Below are 16351 nucleotides of genomic sequence, written 5' to 3' on the forward strand. Positions count from 1 at the left end.
CTGGGAGGGAACCCGGACGGCGTCTCGCGCGGCGGGCGCCGCTTACGGGCCGGACGTCCGGGAATTATTCAGAGCGGACCGCGCTGTCCGACCGACTCCCAGGATAGGTGTCGGCCCGGACGCGCAGGTTCTCGGGCTCTTGCCGCGCGGCAACGCGCTGCCATACTTACGTCGCCGTAGGTTACGGAACCGTAGGAAAAGTGTGCATGGTTCCCGAGGCCCGGCACCGGACACCACCCTCGACCCCACAGGGGACGCGCATGACCACGAGTTCCGATGTGATCCCAGACGCTCCGCGGCCTCCCGGCGACGCCGGGGGGCCCTCCGCCACGCTCGGCGGTGAGCAGAAGCGGTCGATCGAACAGATCACCCTGCTGCTGTTCATCGCCGTCCCGTTCCTCGCGCTGGTGGCGGCGGTGCCGCTGGCGTGGGGGTGGGGCGTGAGCTGGCTGGACCTGGGGCTGCTGGTCTTCTTCTACTTCCTCGGCTGCCACGGCATCACGATCGGCTTCCACCGCCACTTCACCCACGGCTCCTTCAAGGCGAAGCGGCCGCTGAAGATCGCGCTGGCGATCGCGGGCTCGATGGCGGTCGAGGGGCCGCTGGTCCGCTGGGTGGCCGATCACCGCAAGCACCACAAGTTCTCCGACGACGAGGGCGACCCGCACTCCCCGTGGCGGTACGGGGAGACGGTGCCGGCGCTGATGAAGGGCCTGTGGTGGGCCCACATCGCATGGATGTTCGACGAGGAGCAGACCTCGCAGGAGAAGTACGCGCCGGACCTGATCAAGGACCCGGCGCTGCGCGCGATCTCCCGCCAGTTCGTGCTGTGGACGCTGCTGTCGCTCGCCCTGCCCGCGCTGATCGGCGGGCTGGTCACGATGTCGTGGTGGGGCGCGTTCACCGGCTTCTTCTGGGGTTCACTCGTCCGGGTGGCGCTGCTGCACCACGTGACCTGGTCGATCAACTCGATCTGCCACGCGGTGGGCAAGCGCCCCTTCAAGTCGCGGGACCGCTCGGGCAACGTGTGGTGGCTGGCGATCCTGTCCTGCGGGGAGTCCTGGCACAACCTGCACCACGCCGACCCGACCTCGGCCCGGCACGGCGTCATGCGCGGCCAGGTCGACTCGTCGGCGCGGCTGATCCGCTGGTTCGAGGCGTTCGGCTGGGCGTACGACGTGCGCTGGCCGTCACGCTCGCGTATCGATTCGCGCCGGAACACGGAGCAGGACGGCGCCCGCCGCCGTAAGGAGACGGCGAAGGCTGCATGATTGACGGCGTGGCGACCGACTCCAGCAGCACCCCAGGCAACGAGAAGCCCCGGCGCGCGCGCCGCACCCGGATGACCGGTGCCGAGCGACGCCAGCAGTTGCTGGAGATCGGCCGCACCCTCTTCGCCGCGAAGGGGTTCGAGGGCACGTCGGTGGAGGAGATCGCGGCGAAGGCCGGGGTCTCCAAGCCGGTCGTGTACGAGCACTTCGGCGGCAAGGAGGGGCTGTACGCGGTGGTCGTGGACCGCGAGATGCGCCGACTCCTCGACATGGTGACCGGCTCGCTGACCGCCGGCCATCCGCGGGAGCTGTGCGAGCAGGCGGCGTTCGCGCTCCTGGACTACATCGAGGAGTACACGGACGGTTTCCGCATCCTGGTGCGCGACTCCCCCATCCCGCAGTCGACGGGCTCCTTCGCCTCGCTCATCTCCGACATCGCCACGCAGGTGGAGGACATCCTGGGCCGCGAGTTCAAGAACCGCGGCTTCGACGCCAAGCTGGCCCCGCTGTACGCCCAGGCGCTGGTCGGCATGGTCGCGCTGACCGGCCAGTGGTGGCTGGACGTGCGCCGCCCGAAGAAGGCGGAGGTGGCCGCGCACCTGGTGAACCTGGCGTGGCACGGGCTGGACGGCCTGGAGCCCAAGCCCCGGCTGATAGGGCACCGCAAGAGCTGAGTCACGGCCACGGCACCGGAGAGAACACAGATGCAGCCGCTGCGCGGAGTCACCGTCGTCGCGCTCGAACAGGCCATCGCCGCGCCCTACGCGAGCCGTCAGCTCGCCGATCTCGGCGCCCGGGTGATCAAGGTGGAGCGCCCCGGCACGGGTGACTTCGCCCGCGCCTACGACTCCCGGGTGAAGGGGCTCAGCTCGCACTTCGTGTGGGCCAACCGCGGCAAGGAGTCCCTCACCCTGGACATCAAGGACCCCCGCGGCAAGGAACTGCTGCTGCGGCTGATCGCGGGCGCCGACGTGTTCCTGCAGAACCTGGCGCCGGGGGCGGCGGCGCGGGCGGGCCTGGGCGCCGGGGAGCTGCGGGCGCGGCACCCGGGGCTGATCGTGTGCGACGTCTCGGGCTACGGCTCCCCCGGCCCCTACGCCGGGCGCAAGGCGTACGACCTGCTGGTCCAGGCCGAGGCGGGGCTGCTGTCAGTGACGGGCACACCGGAGGAGGCGGCCAAGGCGGGCATCCCGGTGTCGGACATCGCGGCCGGCATGTACGCCTACAGCTCCGTCCTGGCGGCGCTGCTGGAGCGCGGGCGCACGGGGCTGGGCACGCACCTCGACGTGTCGATGCTGGAGGCCACCGTGGAGTGGATGGGCTTTCCCCTGTACTACGCGTACGACGGCGCGGAGCCGCCGCCCCGGGCGGGTGCCGCGCACGCGACGATCCATCCGTACGGCCCGTTCACGGCGGGCGACGGCAAGACCGTGCTGATGGCGGTGCAGAACGAGCGGGAGTGGCGCGGCTTCTGCACGGTCTTCCTGGGCCGTCCGGAACTCGCGGACCACCCGCACTACGCCACCAACGCCGACCGGGACCGGCACCGCGAGGCGCTCGGCGCGCTCGTCGCGGCCCGTTTCGCGGAGCTGACCAGCGCCGAGGCGATCGCACTGCTCGGCGCGGTGCCGGTCGCCAACGCCCGGGTCAACACGCTCGCCGAGGTCTGGGACCATCCGCAGCTCGCCGCGCGCGGACGGCTGCACGAGGTCGCCACACCGGCCGGCCCGGTGGCCGCACTGGCTCCCCCGGGACCGTCCACGGCGACGCCCCGCATGGACGCGGTACCGGCACTGGGCGAACACACCCGCACGATCCTGGGCGAGCTGGGGCTGTCCGGGGACGCCGTCGACGCGCTGGTGGCGGAGGGCGTGGCCTGACCGCGTCCCGGTCGGCGGGCGCCCGAAGTCGGCCGCCGCCCGGCTACTCCGTCGGCTTCCCGGCCACCGCGAAGACGCGGCGGAACGGGAACGGGGTGCCGTGCGGGCCCGGCGGGTAGGCGGCGCGCAGGACCGTGCGGTACTCCTCCGTGAAGGCGTCGCGCGCTTCGGGGTCGTCGTCGAGTGCGGCCAGTACGGGGCGCAGTCCCGTGCCCTTCACCCAGTCCAGGACGGCGTCGTCGCCGTCCAGCAGGTGGACGTACGTGGTCTCCCACACGTCGGCGGTGCAGCCGGCCGCGGTCAGGTGGGCCAGGTAGGCCTCGGGGGTGAGGACGGCGTCGTCGTGGCGCAGGACTCCGGCGAGGCGGTCCCGCCAGCGCCGGGAGTGGGCGAGTTCGCGCATCAGGCGGTGGCTGGGGGCGGCGAAGTTGCCGGGGACCTGGAAGGCGAGGGTGCCGCCGGGGGCGAGCCGGCCGATCCAGTCGGGGAAGCGGTCGGCGTGGCCGGGCACCCACTGGAGGGTGGCGTTGCTGACGAGGAGGTCGACGGGCTCGTCCGGGGTCCAGGTGCGGGCGTCGGCGGCGGCGAAGCCGAGCCGCCCGCCGCCCGGGGTCTCACCCGCGTACTGCCGGGCGCGGTCGAGCATCTGGGGCGAGTTGTCGTAGCCGGTGATGCGGCCGGTGGGCCACCGGTCGGCGAGCAGGGCGGTGGCGTTGCCGGGACCGCAGCCCAGGTCGGCGATGCGGGGCGGGTCCCCCGGCAGGTCCGGGACGCGGGCGAGGAGGTCGGTGAAGGGCCGGGCGCGGTGGCCCGCGTGACGCAGATACTGGGCGGGGTCCCAGGTGGGGGTGGTGGCGGGCATGCGCTCTCCAGGGGTGGCCGTGCGGGACTGGTACCCAGCGTCGTCCCGGATCTATCTCGACGTCAAGACAATCGACATCAAGAGACTTCACGTCGACACAACCACTACACTGATCGACATGGAGGACGAGGTCGATCGACTGGTCGCAGCGTGGCGCCGGGAGCGCCCGGACCTCGACGTGGAACCGCTCGAGGTGCTGAGCCGCGTCAGCAGGCTCGCCCGGCACCTGGACCGCGCCCGCCGCCTGGCCTTCTCCGAGCACCAGCTGGAGCCCTGGGAGTTCGACGTGCTCACGGCGCTGCGCCGGGCCGGCACCCCCTACCAGCTCTCCCCGGGCCAGCTCCTCACCCAGACCCTGGTCACCTCCGGCACGATGACCAACCGCATCGACCGGCTGGCGAAGAAGGGCCTGGTCGAGAGGCTGCCCGACCCCAGCGACCGGCGCGGCGTCCTCGTCCGGCTCACCGACGAGGGCCGCGACCGCGCCGACCAGTCCCTGGCCGGTCTCCTGGCCCAGGAGCGGGCCATCCTGGCCGAGCTGTCCCGCGCCCAGCGGGGCGAACTGGCGGCGCTGCTACGCCAGCTGACCGCCCCGTTCGACAACATCCCCGGCTAGTTCGGCGGGTCCGACGCCCGCGCGGCGCGCCAGCGCCACCGCCGCGAGGGTGGAGTGGACGCCCAGCTTGCCGAGCACGTTCTGCATGTGGGTCCGCACGGTGTGCGGCGACAGGAACAGCCGCTCGGCCACGGCCTTGCGGCCCAGTCCGGCCACCATGCAACGCAGCACCTCGCGCTCCCTCGGGGTCAGCGACTCGACCAGGCGCTCGCTCTCGGTGCGGTGCTTGCGCGCGGCGGTCAGCTCCCGCAGGACGCCGGTCAGCAGGGCGGGCGGCAGATGCGTCTCGTCGCGCAGCACCCCGCGGATGACGCTGAGCAGGCGGGACAGGGAGCAGTCCTTGGCCACCCAGCCGGAGGCGCCGGCCCCCAGCGCGAGCGCGGCCCGCCGGGGATCGTCCCGTCCGGCGAGGACCACGGTCCGCACCCCCGGCTGCGCCGACCGCACGCCGGCGACCAGCGAGATCCCGTCCACCAGCCCGTCCTCGTTGCCCTCGCGCACCGGAACGGCGGGGCGGGTGCCGGGCACCCGGCCGCCGAGGTCGGCGTCGACGAGCAGCACGTCGTACCGGCGGCCCTCGGACGCGGCCCGCTCCAGGCAGCGCAGGGCGGCCGGACCGCTGCCGGCCGCGGAGACGTCGACGTCGGGCTCGGCCGCCAGGGCGGCGGCGAGCGACTCGGCGAAGATGCGGTGGTCGTCGACGACCAGGACTCGGATACGAACCACGGAACCCCCTCCCCCGAGCTCCTCCCGGAGCAGGGGATACCCATTCGTCTGATCATCCTCGGAAGACGACACCGGCACGGGTACGGCGCCCGAAGCGCCGTAACCTGCAGTCTGCTCGGTACGCCGGGAAGGAAACACCGCGCCGCACGGCCGCCGCCGCGCCCGCACCGCCGTCCCCGCCCCGAGCGCCGTACCCGGCTGTCTCGCCCCCTGAACGGCACCGGCCCCCACCGGTGCTGTCCATCAGAGTACGGGCGGGCGCCGGGAGCGGAAGGTTATTTGCAGAACTGACAGTCCGGCCCGTTTATGGTGAGCCGCATGTTTCGTCTCGTGACAGAAGTCGACAAGGCACGACGCGATCTGCTGCGCACCCGCCTGCGGGAGACGAACACCGCGGCGTCCTCCGTGCTGCGCGCCCTGCGCGGAACCCCTCACGAACGCGAATTCCCCCTGCACGTGTGGGTGCTGGACGCCTCCGGCGGTCTGGCCGGCGGCCTCGTCGGACACACCTGGGCGAGCTGGCTGCACGTGACCTACCTGTGGGTCGACGCCCGCCACCGCGGCGCGGGCCTCGGCTCCGTCCTCCTCGACGAGGCCGAGCACACCGCCCGCACCGAACGCGCCTGCGCCGCCGCCCGCGTGGAGACCTGGGACTTCCAGGCCCCGGACTTCTACACGCGGCACGGCTACGAGGTGATGTGCGTGATCCCCGACTACCCGCCGGGGATCACGGAGTACACGCTGGTCAAACGGCTGGCGTGAAGTGTCCGGACGGCTGCTGGCCCGGGCCGTCTCAGCTTCGACCCGAGGGAACCTCACCGCCTTGCCCGCCACCGGTGAAACGGATGCTGCGCAGGGTTTTGGCCATGAGCGGGGCATAACACTCCGCCCAGTGGCTGACATTCGGGGTGGAAAAGGCGACCAGACACATACGCCCCTCCCCGCCTGCCGACTCCGGAACCGGTATCAGAGCATGGAACTGGGCAGTCAACACGTCAACGGCCTCTCCAGCAGGGGAGAACTCTGGCGAAACCGTATAGCTCTGGCCCCCGGTGAAGACAGCCACCGGACCGCATGGAGCATCAATGACCGAGCCGGCCCACTCCGGACCTCTTGACTCCAGAACTCCACGCAGAGCCCCACGAGCCGCCGTGGCCGTGTCGCCGCCGTACGGGAAGTCGACCATGGCGACCGCCAGCGAGCCCAGCGACGGCTCGCCCCCGAACAAGTGGAGGCAGTCAGCCGCGTACACGACGCCGACGCCCTTGAGGAAGCACGAAACCTGATGCAATGCCCGGGCCATGTGACGGAGCCTCTCGTGATCGAGGCCTTCCGTCGACGCCAACCGGGCGTAGCGTCTGTTCAGCTCAATCCATGCCGTCTCGAAATCCGCGCCAACGGGGACGTCCTCGAAGACGGTCGGGACGGAGAAATCGACACGTATCACGAGCCGCCACCCTCGTGGCCTCCCTGCTGATCGCCTCTGGCCGGAGGGGGCGGAGCAGGAGGCGGTGGTGGGCCCCACCGCTGGGACCGCTGCTGGTCGAAGCGGGCCACCTTCCGGCGGTTGCGCTCATACCAGTTCCTCATCCAGCGCGGGACCAGAGCCGCGACCACACCCAGAAGAGCTGCGACCGCCAGCAGGGCAACCGCGCCACCGGCCGCCTCGCGCGCCACCCACGCCAGCGCCAGGAAAGCGACGCCGAGAAGGGCGGCGATGACGACCAGACCCCGCGAGCCGTGTGTTTCATAGGCGGTCATGTTCTGCCGCGCCGATGCCGCCTCCATGGGACCGATCTGCGTGCCGGGGACGGACGGCACCCCCGTGGGAGCCGAATGGGAGAACAGAGGGCCGCCGACGCGCAGTCGATCCATCCCGTACTGGGCGCGTTGGCGGACGTCCGGGGAGTCGTCGCGCAGAAAGGTCAGGCGCCATTGCCCCCGAGTGACGATGTCCTTCTCGTGGAGCCTGTAGCCCAACTCGTAGGCCACTGCCGCGATTGTGTCGCTTTGTGCAACTTCTCGCCCCCTCAGAGTGATCTCTGCGGTGCCGCGCCCATCAAAGTTGGCGAGGATCTGTTCATGCTTCATGAGGGCCTTCACTTCTCCTGTTGCGCGGCACGATCCTTCTCCCTCCCGGCCTTCCATGCGTTCTCGAATCCCACGAGCAGGAATCCGCCTCCTCCGGGCATGGCGAGTTCGGCCTTCTGACGGTTGTTCTGAGGCGCAAAGTAGCCCAGGGCTGTCGGATCAGCGATGAAGGCGGCGACGGTGTCCACCAGCCCGAAGTTGGCGGATGCCTCAGCCGCGCGGCTTCCAGCCACCACAGCAGTCACGCCCTTGAAAGCGAGCCCGAACGGCAGAGCACCGAGTGCGTCCTGTGCGAGTGTTCGGTTGGAGACCACAGCGTCACCGCCTACCGCCCGCGCCGTCCCGTGAAGCGCAAGGGCACCACCGGAAAAGCCACCCGCCACTGCACCCACCGTCACGGAAGCCAGGGCAAGAGGCGGAAAGAACACACTGAGCCCGAGCATGACGAGCGAGATCGCCCCCAGTGCAGCGCTCACAGTAGCCAGTACGTCGCCGAGCGCAGCGATGGTGTAAGCGTGTTCCCCCAGCCACTTGACCGCGTCGGACACGGCCGCGCTGACAGCCTCGGTGACGATGTCATCGAGTTCACCGAGAGCCTTGCCGATGTCTACGAGAGTGTCACCGATCTTGTCCAGCAGGCCCGGCTCGTTGGGGGCGATGTTCATCGCCTTGTCGAGCCGGCGCGCGACAGAACGGCCTTCCAGGTCGTAGTCGATGGCCAGCTTGCGTGCCTGGGCGCGGATCCGGTCGAGGTCTGATTCCGCCGTGCTGGCCGCCAGCCGAGCCGCGGCGCGGTCCTTCTCGGTCTCCTCCTGCTTGCGGGCGTCGGCATCATCCTTCGGCGGCAGATCGAGCAGGGGCTCGGGGGGCAGATCCGAGAGTTCGTCCTTCGCCGCACGCAACGCGTCCTTCGTGTCCTGTGCCTTCTCCTCCAGGACCTCGGCCTTGCGCTGCCAGACCGGCATTTCGTCGGCCCAGGTCGTCAGCGCGCCCGCGGCCTTACCGAAGGATCGTTTCGCCTTGTCGACCTTGGGCCGGAAATCGTCGTCGAACTGCTCCCGGAACGCGTCGGCGTGACGCCCCTTCCAGTCGGCGTCGTCCCTGCCCTGCAGGGCGTCGGCTATCTCGTCCAGCGCTCTCGCGGTGCGCTGGACGATGTTCGCGACGTGCTTCGCGGTCTGCGGGTCCCCGGGGCAAGGGACGAACTCAAGGGCCGGGAACCGGTCCTTCAAGGGAGACGTCTGCGTGGGTGACAACCAGGAGAACGGATCACTCACGCCCGCTGCTCCCGTGCTTTGCGCAGTTCCTCGGCCAGCGTGTCGTCGATGTCCTCGAACGCCTTCTTCATCTTGTCGAGCGTCTTGACCGCAGCACCTGAGTACTTCCTGATCTGCTCGATGCCGTAGGACCACTCGTCACCGAAGTCGTTCATGCGCGAGGCGAGCGTGCTCACACCCATGGACGCGCCGTCGACCTTGTCCATCTCATTGCCGGGTCGCTCCATGATCTCGCCGATGTGCTCGATGTCGCTCCGCACACGGTTCAGTACACCGAAGTCGATGTGTATGTCGCTCATCGTTCCCCCCGTTCTCGTGGTCTAGCGGTTGACGGCCTGGATCTCCTGGACGACCACGTCCTGGCCCGCCCCGAACTCGCCGTCGGGCAGGTCGCCGCCGGCGCCGGTCGTGCTCGTCCAGCTGATCTTCCAGGAGACGGTGGCCTGGAGTTGGTACGAGCCGTCGCCGGAGGAGCGCAGGTACTTCACGCCACACGGAGGTGTCTCGTCGGCCCTGCCCTTGGCGTAGGGCACGCCGATCCGGCCGTCCACGATCTCGCACTGCCCTGACGCCGGGTACGTGACGGCGTCCTCCGTACCCGGCGTGATCTTCAGGGAGACCGGTTCGGCCGTGGTCGTCGCGCTGAGGCCGAGCAGGGGGACGGACGCGGTGACGGAGACCGGCTTGAACTCGGCCGTGTCCAGCCAGGCCCAGGTCGGCAGGTTCACCTTCGTGGTGCCCTTCGGCGCGAGGTCGACCTCGGTCGAGGGCACGCGGATCTCGGCGTAGGCGAGTTGGGCGAGCGTCTCGGCGGTGATGGCCTGGGGGCGGTCGGGGGGTGGCGCGTCGCCCTTGTCGACCCAGAAGGACATCTCGTCGCACTCCTGCGACGCCGGGTCACCTTCGCGTCCCTCCGTGACGTAGGAGTCCCACCAGTACCCGTCGCCCGCCTTGTCCTTGTTGAAGTCCTTGTAGGGCTTGCCGTTGACGTAGTAGTTCTGGGTCTTCAGGGCCCACTCGTGGCTGGGCGCACTGCTCTCCCACACCTGCCGCATCTGCGCCTCGATCTCCTCGGGCGTGTACTTCGGTGCGTAGTAGCAGGCGGGGGGTGTCCAGGAGGCACGGGAGGTGACGGTGCCGGCCGACTTACCGGTCCCGTTCTTGGAGCGATCGAAGACGATCACCCCGCCGACGCCCGACTTGAGCGTGTCACCTTCACGCTCACCCGAGGCACTCGTGTCGGCCGCCGACCCGTTGGTGCTGTCGTCGTGCCCGTAGCCCGCGAACGCCTGGGGCGAGCACAACGTGAGCGCGACGACCGCGCCGAAGGCGACAGCCGCCGAGCTTCGGTACCTCATGACTGGCATGCGGCACTCCCGCGCTGCGACGTCAGCGTCTCCGTGACCCAGACGCCCTGCTTGTTGGCCCGCAGCCTGCTGCTGTAGAGGACATAGTTGTCCTTCGACTCCGGGGTCACGTCGGTCTTGCCGGTCTTGAGGCTCTTGTTGAACGCCTTGTTCTGGTCCTCGCAGTAGATGAGAGCCGCCGTTCCGTCACCGTTGATCTTGACGTTGGCGTTGAAGTAGCGCTTGACCCCGGTGATGCGGTCCTTGTAGTCCACGAATTCCTGGATGAACTTGTGGCTCTCCGCCGCTGCTTCACCCTCGGAGTAGAAGCGGTACGCCTTGCTGAGCGGGTCCTGATCGGCAATGGCCATGTCGACGGCCTTGATGAACTGCTGACTGTCGCCGAGGACCGCCTTCTCGTCCTTGTCGCCCGACTCGGGCCAGTCGAAGGTGTACGTCAGATCAGTCGGCAGTTCGATCTTCGGGCGGCCGGCGGAGCCTTCCGCACTCGGAGAGGCCGGCGCCGATGACTTCCCCGTGTCCGCGCCCGCGATCTTGTCGTTGTCGCCGGAGTCATCTACACCGCCCCCGCACGCAGACAGCGTCAGGGCCGCGGTCAGTGCGGCGGCGGTGAGGAGGGCTGGGCGGCGAATCACGGATGGCTCCCGGTGGGGCGAGGGTTCACACGAGTGACCCACGCTTCTACCGGGAGTGACGGCCGACCAGGCGGGTTCCCGTCAGAGAACCCGCCGCGCCCCCGCCGAGGGCACCGCCTCGAAGACCCGCGGGGGTGTGAACCCGGCTGCCGCGAAGGCCCCTTCGACCGCCTTCGTGACGGCGTCCACGTCGGTGGCCTCGGCGAGGACGATCGCCGAGCCGCCGAAGCCGCCGCCGGTCATGCGGGCGCCCAGGGCGCCGGAGGCGAGGGCGGTGTCGACGACCAGGTCCAGCTCGGGGCAGGAGATGCGGAAGTCGTCGCGGAGCGAGGCGTGGCCCTCGACGAGGACGGGGCCGATGGCGCGGGTCTCGCCGGACTCCAGGAGGGAGACCACGCGCTCCACGCGCTCGTCCTCCGTGACGACGTGCCGGACCAGGCGGCGCACCTCCTCCTCGTCGCCCAGCCGTTCCAGCGCCTCGTCCAGTCCGGCGTAGGGCACGTCGCGCAGGGCGTCGACGCCGAGCAGCGCGGCGCCCTTCTCGCAGCCCGCGCGGCGCTTGCCGTACTCGCCCTCGCTGTGGGAGTGCTTGACCTGCGTGTCGACCACGAGCAGGCGCATGCCCTCGGCCGCGAGGTCGAAGGGGATCTGCCGCTGGGAGAGGTCGCGGGTGTCGAGGAACAGGGCGTGGCCCGCCTCGCAGCACGCCGACGCCGTCTGGTCCATGATGCCGACCGGCGCGCCGACGTAGACGTTCTCCGCGCGCTGGCAGAGGCGGGCGAGCTGCCGGCCGCGCAGGCCGAGCGAGTAGAGGTCGTTCAGGGCCAGGGCGACGACGACCTCCAGGGCCGCCGAGGAGGAGAGGCCCGCGCCGGACGGGACCGTGGAGGCGAGGTGCACGTCCGCGCCGGTCAGCTCGTGGCCCGCCTCGCGCAGCGCCCAGACGACGCCCGAGGGGTACGCCGTCCACGACTTGTCCGCGCCCGGCGCCAGGTCGGCGACGCGCAGCTCGACCGGGTCGCCACCGATGTCGGCCGAGTGCAGGCGCAGGATCCCGTCGTCGCGGCGGGAGACGGCGGCGACCGCGGTGTGCGGCAGGGCGAACGGCATGACGAAGCCGTCGTTGTAGTCCGTGTGCTCGCCGATCAGGTTGACCCGGCCCGGCGCGGCCCACACCCCTTGCGGTTCCGCACCGTACAGCTCCCGGAACCGCTCGCCGACGGTCCGTGCGACAGCCTCGCCCATGCCCTGGCCCCTCACCCTTCCGTAAGTCCTAGCCCGCGCGGCGCTGCGCGAACTCCCACGCGTCCGCGACGATCCCCGCGAGGTCCGCGCGCGACGGGTTCCAGCCCAGTTTCTCGCGCGCCGTTTGCGCCGATGCCACCAGGACGGCCGGGTCGCCGCCCCTGCGGGGGGCCACCACCTCGGGGATCGGATGGCCCGTCACCCGGCGGACCGTCTCGACGACCTCGCGGACGGAGAAGCCGTTGCCGTTGCCCAGGTTGCAGATGAGGTGTTCGGCGGGGGCGGCCGCGGCCAGGGCCAGCAGATGGGCCTCGGCCAGGTCGGCGACGTGGATGTAGTCGCGTACGCAGGTGCCGTCCGGCGTCGGGTAGTCGTCGCCGAAGACGGAGATGGCGTCCCGGCGGCCCTGCGCCACCTGGAGGACCAGCGGGATCAGGTGCGACTCGGGGTCGTGGCGCTCGCCGTACTCGCCGTAGGCGCCCGCGACGTTGAAGTAGCGCAGCGACACCGCGCCCAGTCCGTGGGCGGCCGCCTCGCCGCTGATCATGTGGTCGACGGCGAGCTTGGAGGCGCCGTACGGGTTGGTGGGCCTCGTCGGCGCGGACTCGACGATCGGGACCTGGTCCGGTTCGCCGTACGTGGCGGCCGTGGAGGAGAAGACGAGCCGGCGCACGCCCGCGCCCCGCATGGCCTCCAGCAGGGCCATGGTCCCGCCGACGTTGTTGTCCCAGTACTTCTCGGGCTTCACGACCGATTCACCCACCTGCGAGAAGGCGGCGAAGTGCAGCACACCGTCGAAGGAGGAATCCAGCCACTTGGCGGCGTCGCGGATGTCCCCCTCGACGAACGCGGCGCCCGCGGGCACCCCCTCGCGGAAGCCGGTCGAGAGGTTGTCGAGGACGACGACCTCGTGCCCGGCCTCCACCAGATGCTGGGCGACGACGCTGCCGACATATCCGGCACCGCCCGTCACCAGGTACTTCCCGCTCATGAACTCGCTACCTCTCGCAGTCGCTCGGCCGCGCGCTCCGGGGGCACGTCGTTGATGAACACGTTCATGCCGGACTCGGAGCCCGCGAGGAACTTCAGCTTGCCCGACGTACGGCGGATGGTGAAAAGCTCCAGGTGCAGCGCGAAGTCGTCGCGCGTCACGCCCTCGAACTCCTCCAGCTGCCCGAACGGGGCCTGGTGCCAGGCCGCGATGTACGGCGTCGGAGGCTCACCCTCGCCGAAGATCCGGTCGAAGCGCCTCAGCAGTTCCAGATAGACCCGGGGGAACTCCGTGCGCGCCGCCTCGTCGAGCCCGAGCAGGTCGGGGACGCGCCGCTTGGGGTAGAGGTGCACCTCGTACGGCCAGTGCGCCGCGTACGGCACGAAGGCCACCCACTGCTCACTCTCCAGGACGACCCGCTCACCGGACAGTTCGTCCGCGAGGACGGCGTCGAACAGGTTCTCCCCGCCCGTCGCGTCCTTGTGCGCGGCGAGGGAACGGAGCATCAGGGCGGTGCGGGGGGTGGTGAAGGGGTAGGCGTAGATCTGCCCGTGCGGGTGACCCAGCGTCACACCGATCTCGGCGCCCCGGTTCTCGAAGCAGAACACCTGTTCAACGGAGGGCAGATGGGACAGCTCGGAGGTGCGGTCGGTCCAGGCGTCGAGCACGAGCCGGGCCTGCTCCTCGCTCAGGTCGGCGAAGGACGCGTCGTGGTCGGAGGTGAAGCAGACGACCTCGCAGCGGCCGGAGTCGCCGGCCAGCGAGGGGAATCGGTTCTCGAAGACCACGACGTCGTACGACGAGTCCGGGATCTCGCTCAGCCGCTCGCCGCGCGAGGGGCACAGCGGGCACTGGTCGGCCGGCGGGTGGTAGGTGCGGCCCTGGCGGTGCGAGGCGACGGCGATCGAGTCGCCGAGCAGGAGATCGCGGCGGATCTCGGAAGTGGTGACGGTCCGCTCCAGCGGGCGGCGGTCGACCGCGTCACGCACGGTGTCGTCCCGCAGGTCGTAGTAGACCAGCTCACGGCCGTCGGCCAGCCGGGTCGAGGTCTTCTTCACTTGCCGCACTCCTCTGCACCCGCCATGAGCCCATCGGTCACCCAACACAATCAAACATAACACATCACAACCCACCACCCCACGCCGCTCATCACAATCAAACAAAGAACATCACCAGAAGTGTTCAATTACTGAACGCGGAGGCGTAGGTTCCGCTCCGGATCAGTTCGCGAACGAAGCGAGTGCTTAATGCAAACCCCCACATACCTAGCAGCAGAACTTCGGCTCCCCACCAACTGGCTCGACTACACGATCCTCGGGATCTACTTCGTCGTCGTGCTGGGCATCGGCTTCGCCGCCCGCCGTTCGGTCAAGACCAGCCTGGACTTCTTCCTGTCCGGCCGCTCACTGCCCGCCTGGGTCACCGGCCTCGCCTTCGTCGCGGCCAACCTCGGCGCCACCGAGATCCTCGGCATGGCGGCCAACAGCGCCCAGTACGGCGTCTACACGACCCACTGGTACTGGATCGGTGCCATCCCGGCGATGGTCTTCCTCGGCCTGGTGATGATGCCGTTCTACTACGGCTCGAAGGTCAGGTCGGTCCCCGAGTTCCTCCTCCTCCGCTTCGACAAGGCCTCCCACCTGCTCAGTTCGGCCCTGTTCGCCGTGGCGGCCATCCTGATCGCGGGCGTGAACCTCTACGCCCTCGCGATCGTTGTCGAGGCGCTCCTGGGCTGGCCGGAGTGGGTGGCCATCGTGGTGGCCGGCTTCTTCGTCCTGGCGTACATCACCCTGGGCGGCCTCTCCTCGGCCATCTACAACGAGGTCCTCCAGTTCTTCGTGATCCTGGCCGGCCTCATCCCGATCACCATCCTGGGCCTGAAGAAGGTCGGCGGCTGGGACGGTCTGTCCGACTCCCTCTCGCAGTCACGGGGCTCCGACTTCATGACGGCGTGGGGCGGGACGGGGATCGGCAGCGACAACCCGCTGGGCGCCAACTGGCTGACCATCGTCCTCGGCCTCGGCTTCGTCCTCTCCTTCGGCTACTGGACGACGAACTTCGCCGAGGTGCAGCGCGCCCTGTCCGCCAAGAACCTCTCGGCGGCCCAGCGCACGCCCCTGATCGCCGCCTTCCCGAAGATCTTCATCGTCTTCGTGGTGATGATCCCGGGCCTGGTCGCCGCCGTCCTGGTCCCGAAGATCGGCACCCCGGGCTCCGACCTCCAGTACAACGACGCGATCCCGTACCTGATGCAGCAGTTGCTGCCCAACGGCGTCCTCGGCATCGCGGTGACCGGCCTCCTCGCCGCCTTCATGGCGGGCATGGCGGCGAACATCTCCTCGTTCAACACGGTCTTCACGACCGACATCTGGCAGAAGTACGTGAAGAAGGACCGCCCGGACGAGTACTACGTGCGCTTCGGCCGCCTGATCACCGTGATCGGTGTGCTGGCATCGATCGGCACGGCGTTCCTGGCGTCGTCCTTCTCCAACATCATGAGCTACCTCCAGACGCTGTTCTCCTTCTTCAACGTGCCGATGTTCGTGGTCTTCATCATCGGCATGTTCTGGAAGCGCGCGTCGATGAAGTCCGGCTTCTGGGGGCTGATCGCGGGCACGACCGCCGCGATGGTGAACTACTTCGTCATCTACAAGCAGGGGATCATCGACATCCCCTCCGACCAGGGCGCCAACTTCGTCTCCGCGATCGCGGGCTTCGTGGCCGGCGCGGTGGTCATGGTCGCCGTGTCCCTCTTCACGGCCCCGAAGCCGGTCAGCGAGCTGCAGGGCCTGGTCTACGGCACGACGTCGCCCGGGATGTCCGAGGCACCCGCCAAGGGCGACGACGCGTGGTACCGCAAGCCGGCGCTGCTGGGCTGGGGTGCGGTCGTCCTGGCGGCCGCCTGCTACATCCCGTTCTCGTTCTGATCGCGGGAGGATTGAGAGAGCATGTCTGATTCCCACTCCGACAAGAACGTGCACGACGAGGTCTCCGAGCTGGAGACCAAGTCGGCGACGGCCGCGCGGCTGTTCGACATCCGGCGGATCATCGGCGGGCTGTTCGCGGTCTACGGCGTCATCGTGATGATCGCGGGCTTCGCGGCGTCCGACGCCGAGATCGACAAGGCGCAGGGGGTGAACATCAACCTCTGGACCGGCGTGGGGATGCTGATCCTCGGCATCTTCTTCCTGGCCTGGCTGAAGCTCCGCCCCACGGCTCCGCCGCCCCCGCCGATGGAGGACGGCCCCGAGAAGTGACGCCGCTGACCGGCGCCGGGGTGGTCAGGGCCCCGGCGCCGGGGTGGTCAGGGCCCCGGCGCCGGGCATTCGAGCGTGGTGACGCGACCCGGCGTTCGTATGGCGCCCGGGGTGGGTGCGGGGCCGGGGGGGG

18 protein-coding genes are annotated in these 16351 nt (G+C 69.8%); 7 read left to right on the top strand and 11 right to left on the bottom strand.

Going from position 1 to position 16351, the window contains the following annotated elements; genetic code table 11:
* The first annotated feature begins 260 nt into the window (after positions 1-260).
* The 3 genes from IE108_RS16785 to IE108_RS16795 are packed head-to-tail and all read left to right on the top strand — an operon-like array spanning position 261 to position 3151.
* A complete protein-coding gene (locus tag IE108_RS16785; protein ID WP_064728309.1) occupies positions 261-1271 on the top strand; it encodes an acyl-CoA desaturase in 1011 nt (336 codons plus the stop codon).
* Entirely contained in the window at positions 1268-1945 is a 678-nt protein-coding gene (locus tag IE108_RS16790) for a TetR/AcrR family transcriptional regulator (RefSeq protein ID WP_064728310.1), read from the top strand. Before IE108_RS16785 ends, IE108_RS16790 begins: the two co-directional genes overlap by 4 nt.
* Positions 1946-1975: 30 nt before the next feature.
* On the top strand, positions 1976-3151 hold the full coding sequence (locus IE108_RS16795) for a CaiB/BaiF CoA transferase family protein (protein WP_064728311.1): 1176 nt from the start codon (positions 1976-1978) through the stop codon (positions 3149-3151).
* A 43-nt stretch (positions 3152-3194) separates the two neighbouring features.
* Here IE108_RS16795 and IE108_RS16800 read toward each other — a convergent pair whose 3' ends face one another.
* Positions 3195-4013 carry a trans-aconitate 2-methyltransferase gene (locus tag IE108_RS16800; RefSeq protein WP_064728312.1) on the bottom strand — a complete coding sequence of 273 codons (819 nt, stop codon included), beginning with the start codon at positions 4011-4013 and terminating at the stop codon, positions 3195-3197.
* 118 nt (positions 4014-4131) lie between these two features.
* Here IE108_RS16800 and tamR point away from each other — a divergent pair, with 118 nt between their 5' ends.
* Positions 4132-4629 (top strand): MarR family transcriptional regulator TamR, encoded by a 498-nt coding sequence (gene tamR, locus IE108_RS16805; RefSeq protein WP_064728313.1) that lies wholly within the window; start codon positions 4132-4134, stop codon positions 4627-4629.
* Here the strand turns inward: tamR and IE108_RS16810 are convergent.
* On the bottom strand, positions 4588-5355 hold the full coding sequence (locus tag IE108_RS16810) for a response regulator transcription factor (protein WP_064728314.1): 768 nt from the start codon (positions 5353-5355) through the stop codon (positions 4588-4590). The genes tamR and IE108_RS16810 overlap by 42 nt on opposite strands.
* Positions 5356-5661: 306 nt before the next feature.
* Between IE108_RS16810 and IE108_RS16815 the strand changes: the two genes are divergently transcribed.
* Entirely contained in the window at positions 5662-6117 is a 456-nt protein-coding gene (locus IE108_RS16815) for a GNAT family N-acetyltransferase (RefSeq protein WP_064728315.1), read from the top strand.
* 31 nt (positions 6118-6148) lie between these two features.
* On the opposite strand, the gene IE108_RS16820 is transcribed toward IE108_RS16815, so the two are convergent.
* The 9 genes from IE108_RS16820 to galT all read right to left on the bottom strand — a co-directional run bounded on the left by IE108_RS16820 (position 6149) and on the right by galT (position 14019).
* Positions 6149-6802: a hypothetical protein gene (locus tag IE108_RS16820; RefSeq protein WP_064728316.1), complete on the bottom strand. Its 654-nt coding sequence runs from the start codon at positions 6800-6802 to the stop codon at positions 6149-6151.
* Complete coding sequence (locus IE108_RS16825; protein ID WP_159394609.1) at positions 6799-7446, bottom strand: hypothetical protein; 648 nt, start codon at positions 7444-7446, stop codon at positions 6799-6801. Before IE108_RS16825 ends, IE108_RS16820 begins: the two co-directional genes overlap by 4 nt.
* Positions 7447-7454: 8 nt before the next feature.
* Positions 7455-8723 (bottom strand): putative T7SS-secreted protein, encoded by a 1269-nt coding sequence (locus IE108_RS16830; protein ID WP_064728318.1) that lies wholly within the window; start codon positions 8721-8723, stop codon positions 7455-7457.
* Positions 8720-9022 (bottom strand): hypothetical protein, encoded by a 303-nt coding sequence (locus IE108_RS16835; protein ID WP_064728319.1) that lies wholly within the window; start codon positions 9020-9022, stop codon positions 8720-8722. The genes IE108_RS16830 and IE108_RS16835 overlap by 4 nt, the downstream gene beginning before the upstream one ends.
* A gap of 21 nt (positions 9023-9043) precedes the next feature.
* Positions 9044-10090, bottom strand: a complete 1047-nt coding sequence (locus tag IE108_RS16840) for a hypothetical protein (RefSeq protein ID WP_064728320.1) — start codon at positions 10088-10090, stop codon at positions 9044-9046.
* Positions 10078-10725: a hypothetical protein gene (locus IE108_RS16845; protein ID WP_079163537.1), complete on the bottom strand. Its 648-nt coding sequence runs from the start codon at positions 10723-10725 to the stop codon at positions 10078-10080. The genes IE108_RS16840 and IE108_RS16845 overlap by 13 nt, the downstream gene beginning before the upstream one ends.
* 81 nt (positions 10726-10806) lie before the next feature.
* Positions 10807-11970 (bottom strand): galactokinase, encoded by a 1164-nt coding sequence (galK, locus tag IE108_RS16850; protein WP_064728321.1) that lies wholly within the window; start codon positions 11968-11970, stop codon positions 10807-10809.
* Positions 11971-11998: 28 nt separating this feature from the next.
* Positions 11999-12961, bottom strand: coding sequence for a UDP-glucose 4-epimerase GalE (gene galE / locus IE108_RS16855; protein ID WP_064728322.1), 963 nt, complete (start codon positions 12959-12961; stop codon positions 11999-12001).
* The gene (galT, locus tag IE108_RS16860) at positions 12958-14019 is read right to left on the bottom strand and encodes a galactose-1-phosphate uridylyltransferase (RefSeq protein ID WP_064728323.1); all 1062 of its coding nucleotides are present in this window, start codon (positions 14017-14019) and stop codon (positions 12958-12960) included. The genes galE and galT overlap by 4 nt, the downstream gene beginning before the upstream one ends.
* Before the next feature lie 189 nt (positions 14020-14208).
* Here galT and IE108_RS16865 point away from each other — a divergent pair, with 189 nt between their 5' ends.
* Entirely contained in the window at positions 14209-15888 is a 1680-nt protein-coding gene (locus tag IE108_RS16865; RefSeq protein ID WP_064728324.1) for a sodium:solute symporter family protein, read from the top strand.
* A 21-nt stretch (positions 15889-15909) separates the two neighbouring features.
* Positions 15910-16218 (top strand): hypothetical protein, encoded by a 309-nt coding sequence (locus tag IE108_RS16870; protein ID WP_064728325.1) that lies wholly within the window; start codon positions 15910-15912, stop codon positions 16216-16218.
* Positions 16219-16351 lie beyond the last annotated feature (133 nt).

Origin of the sequence: Streptomyces parvulus, assembly GCF_014648855.1 — a bacterium.
Taxonomy (GTDB): Bacteria; Actinomycetota; Actinomycetes; order Streptomycetales; family Streptomycetaceae; genus Streptomyces; species Streptomyces parvulus.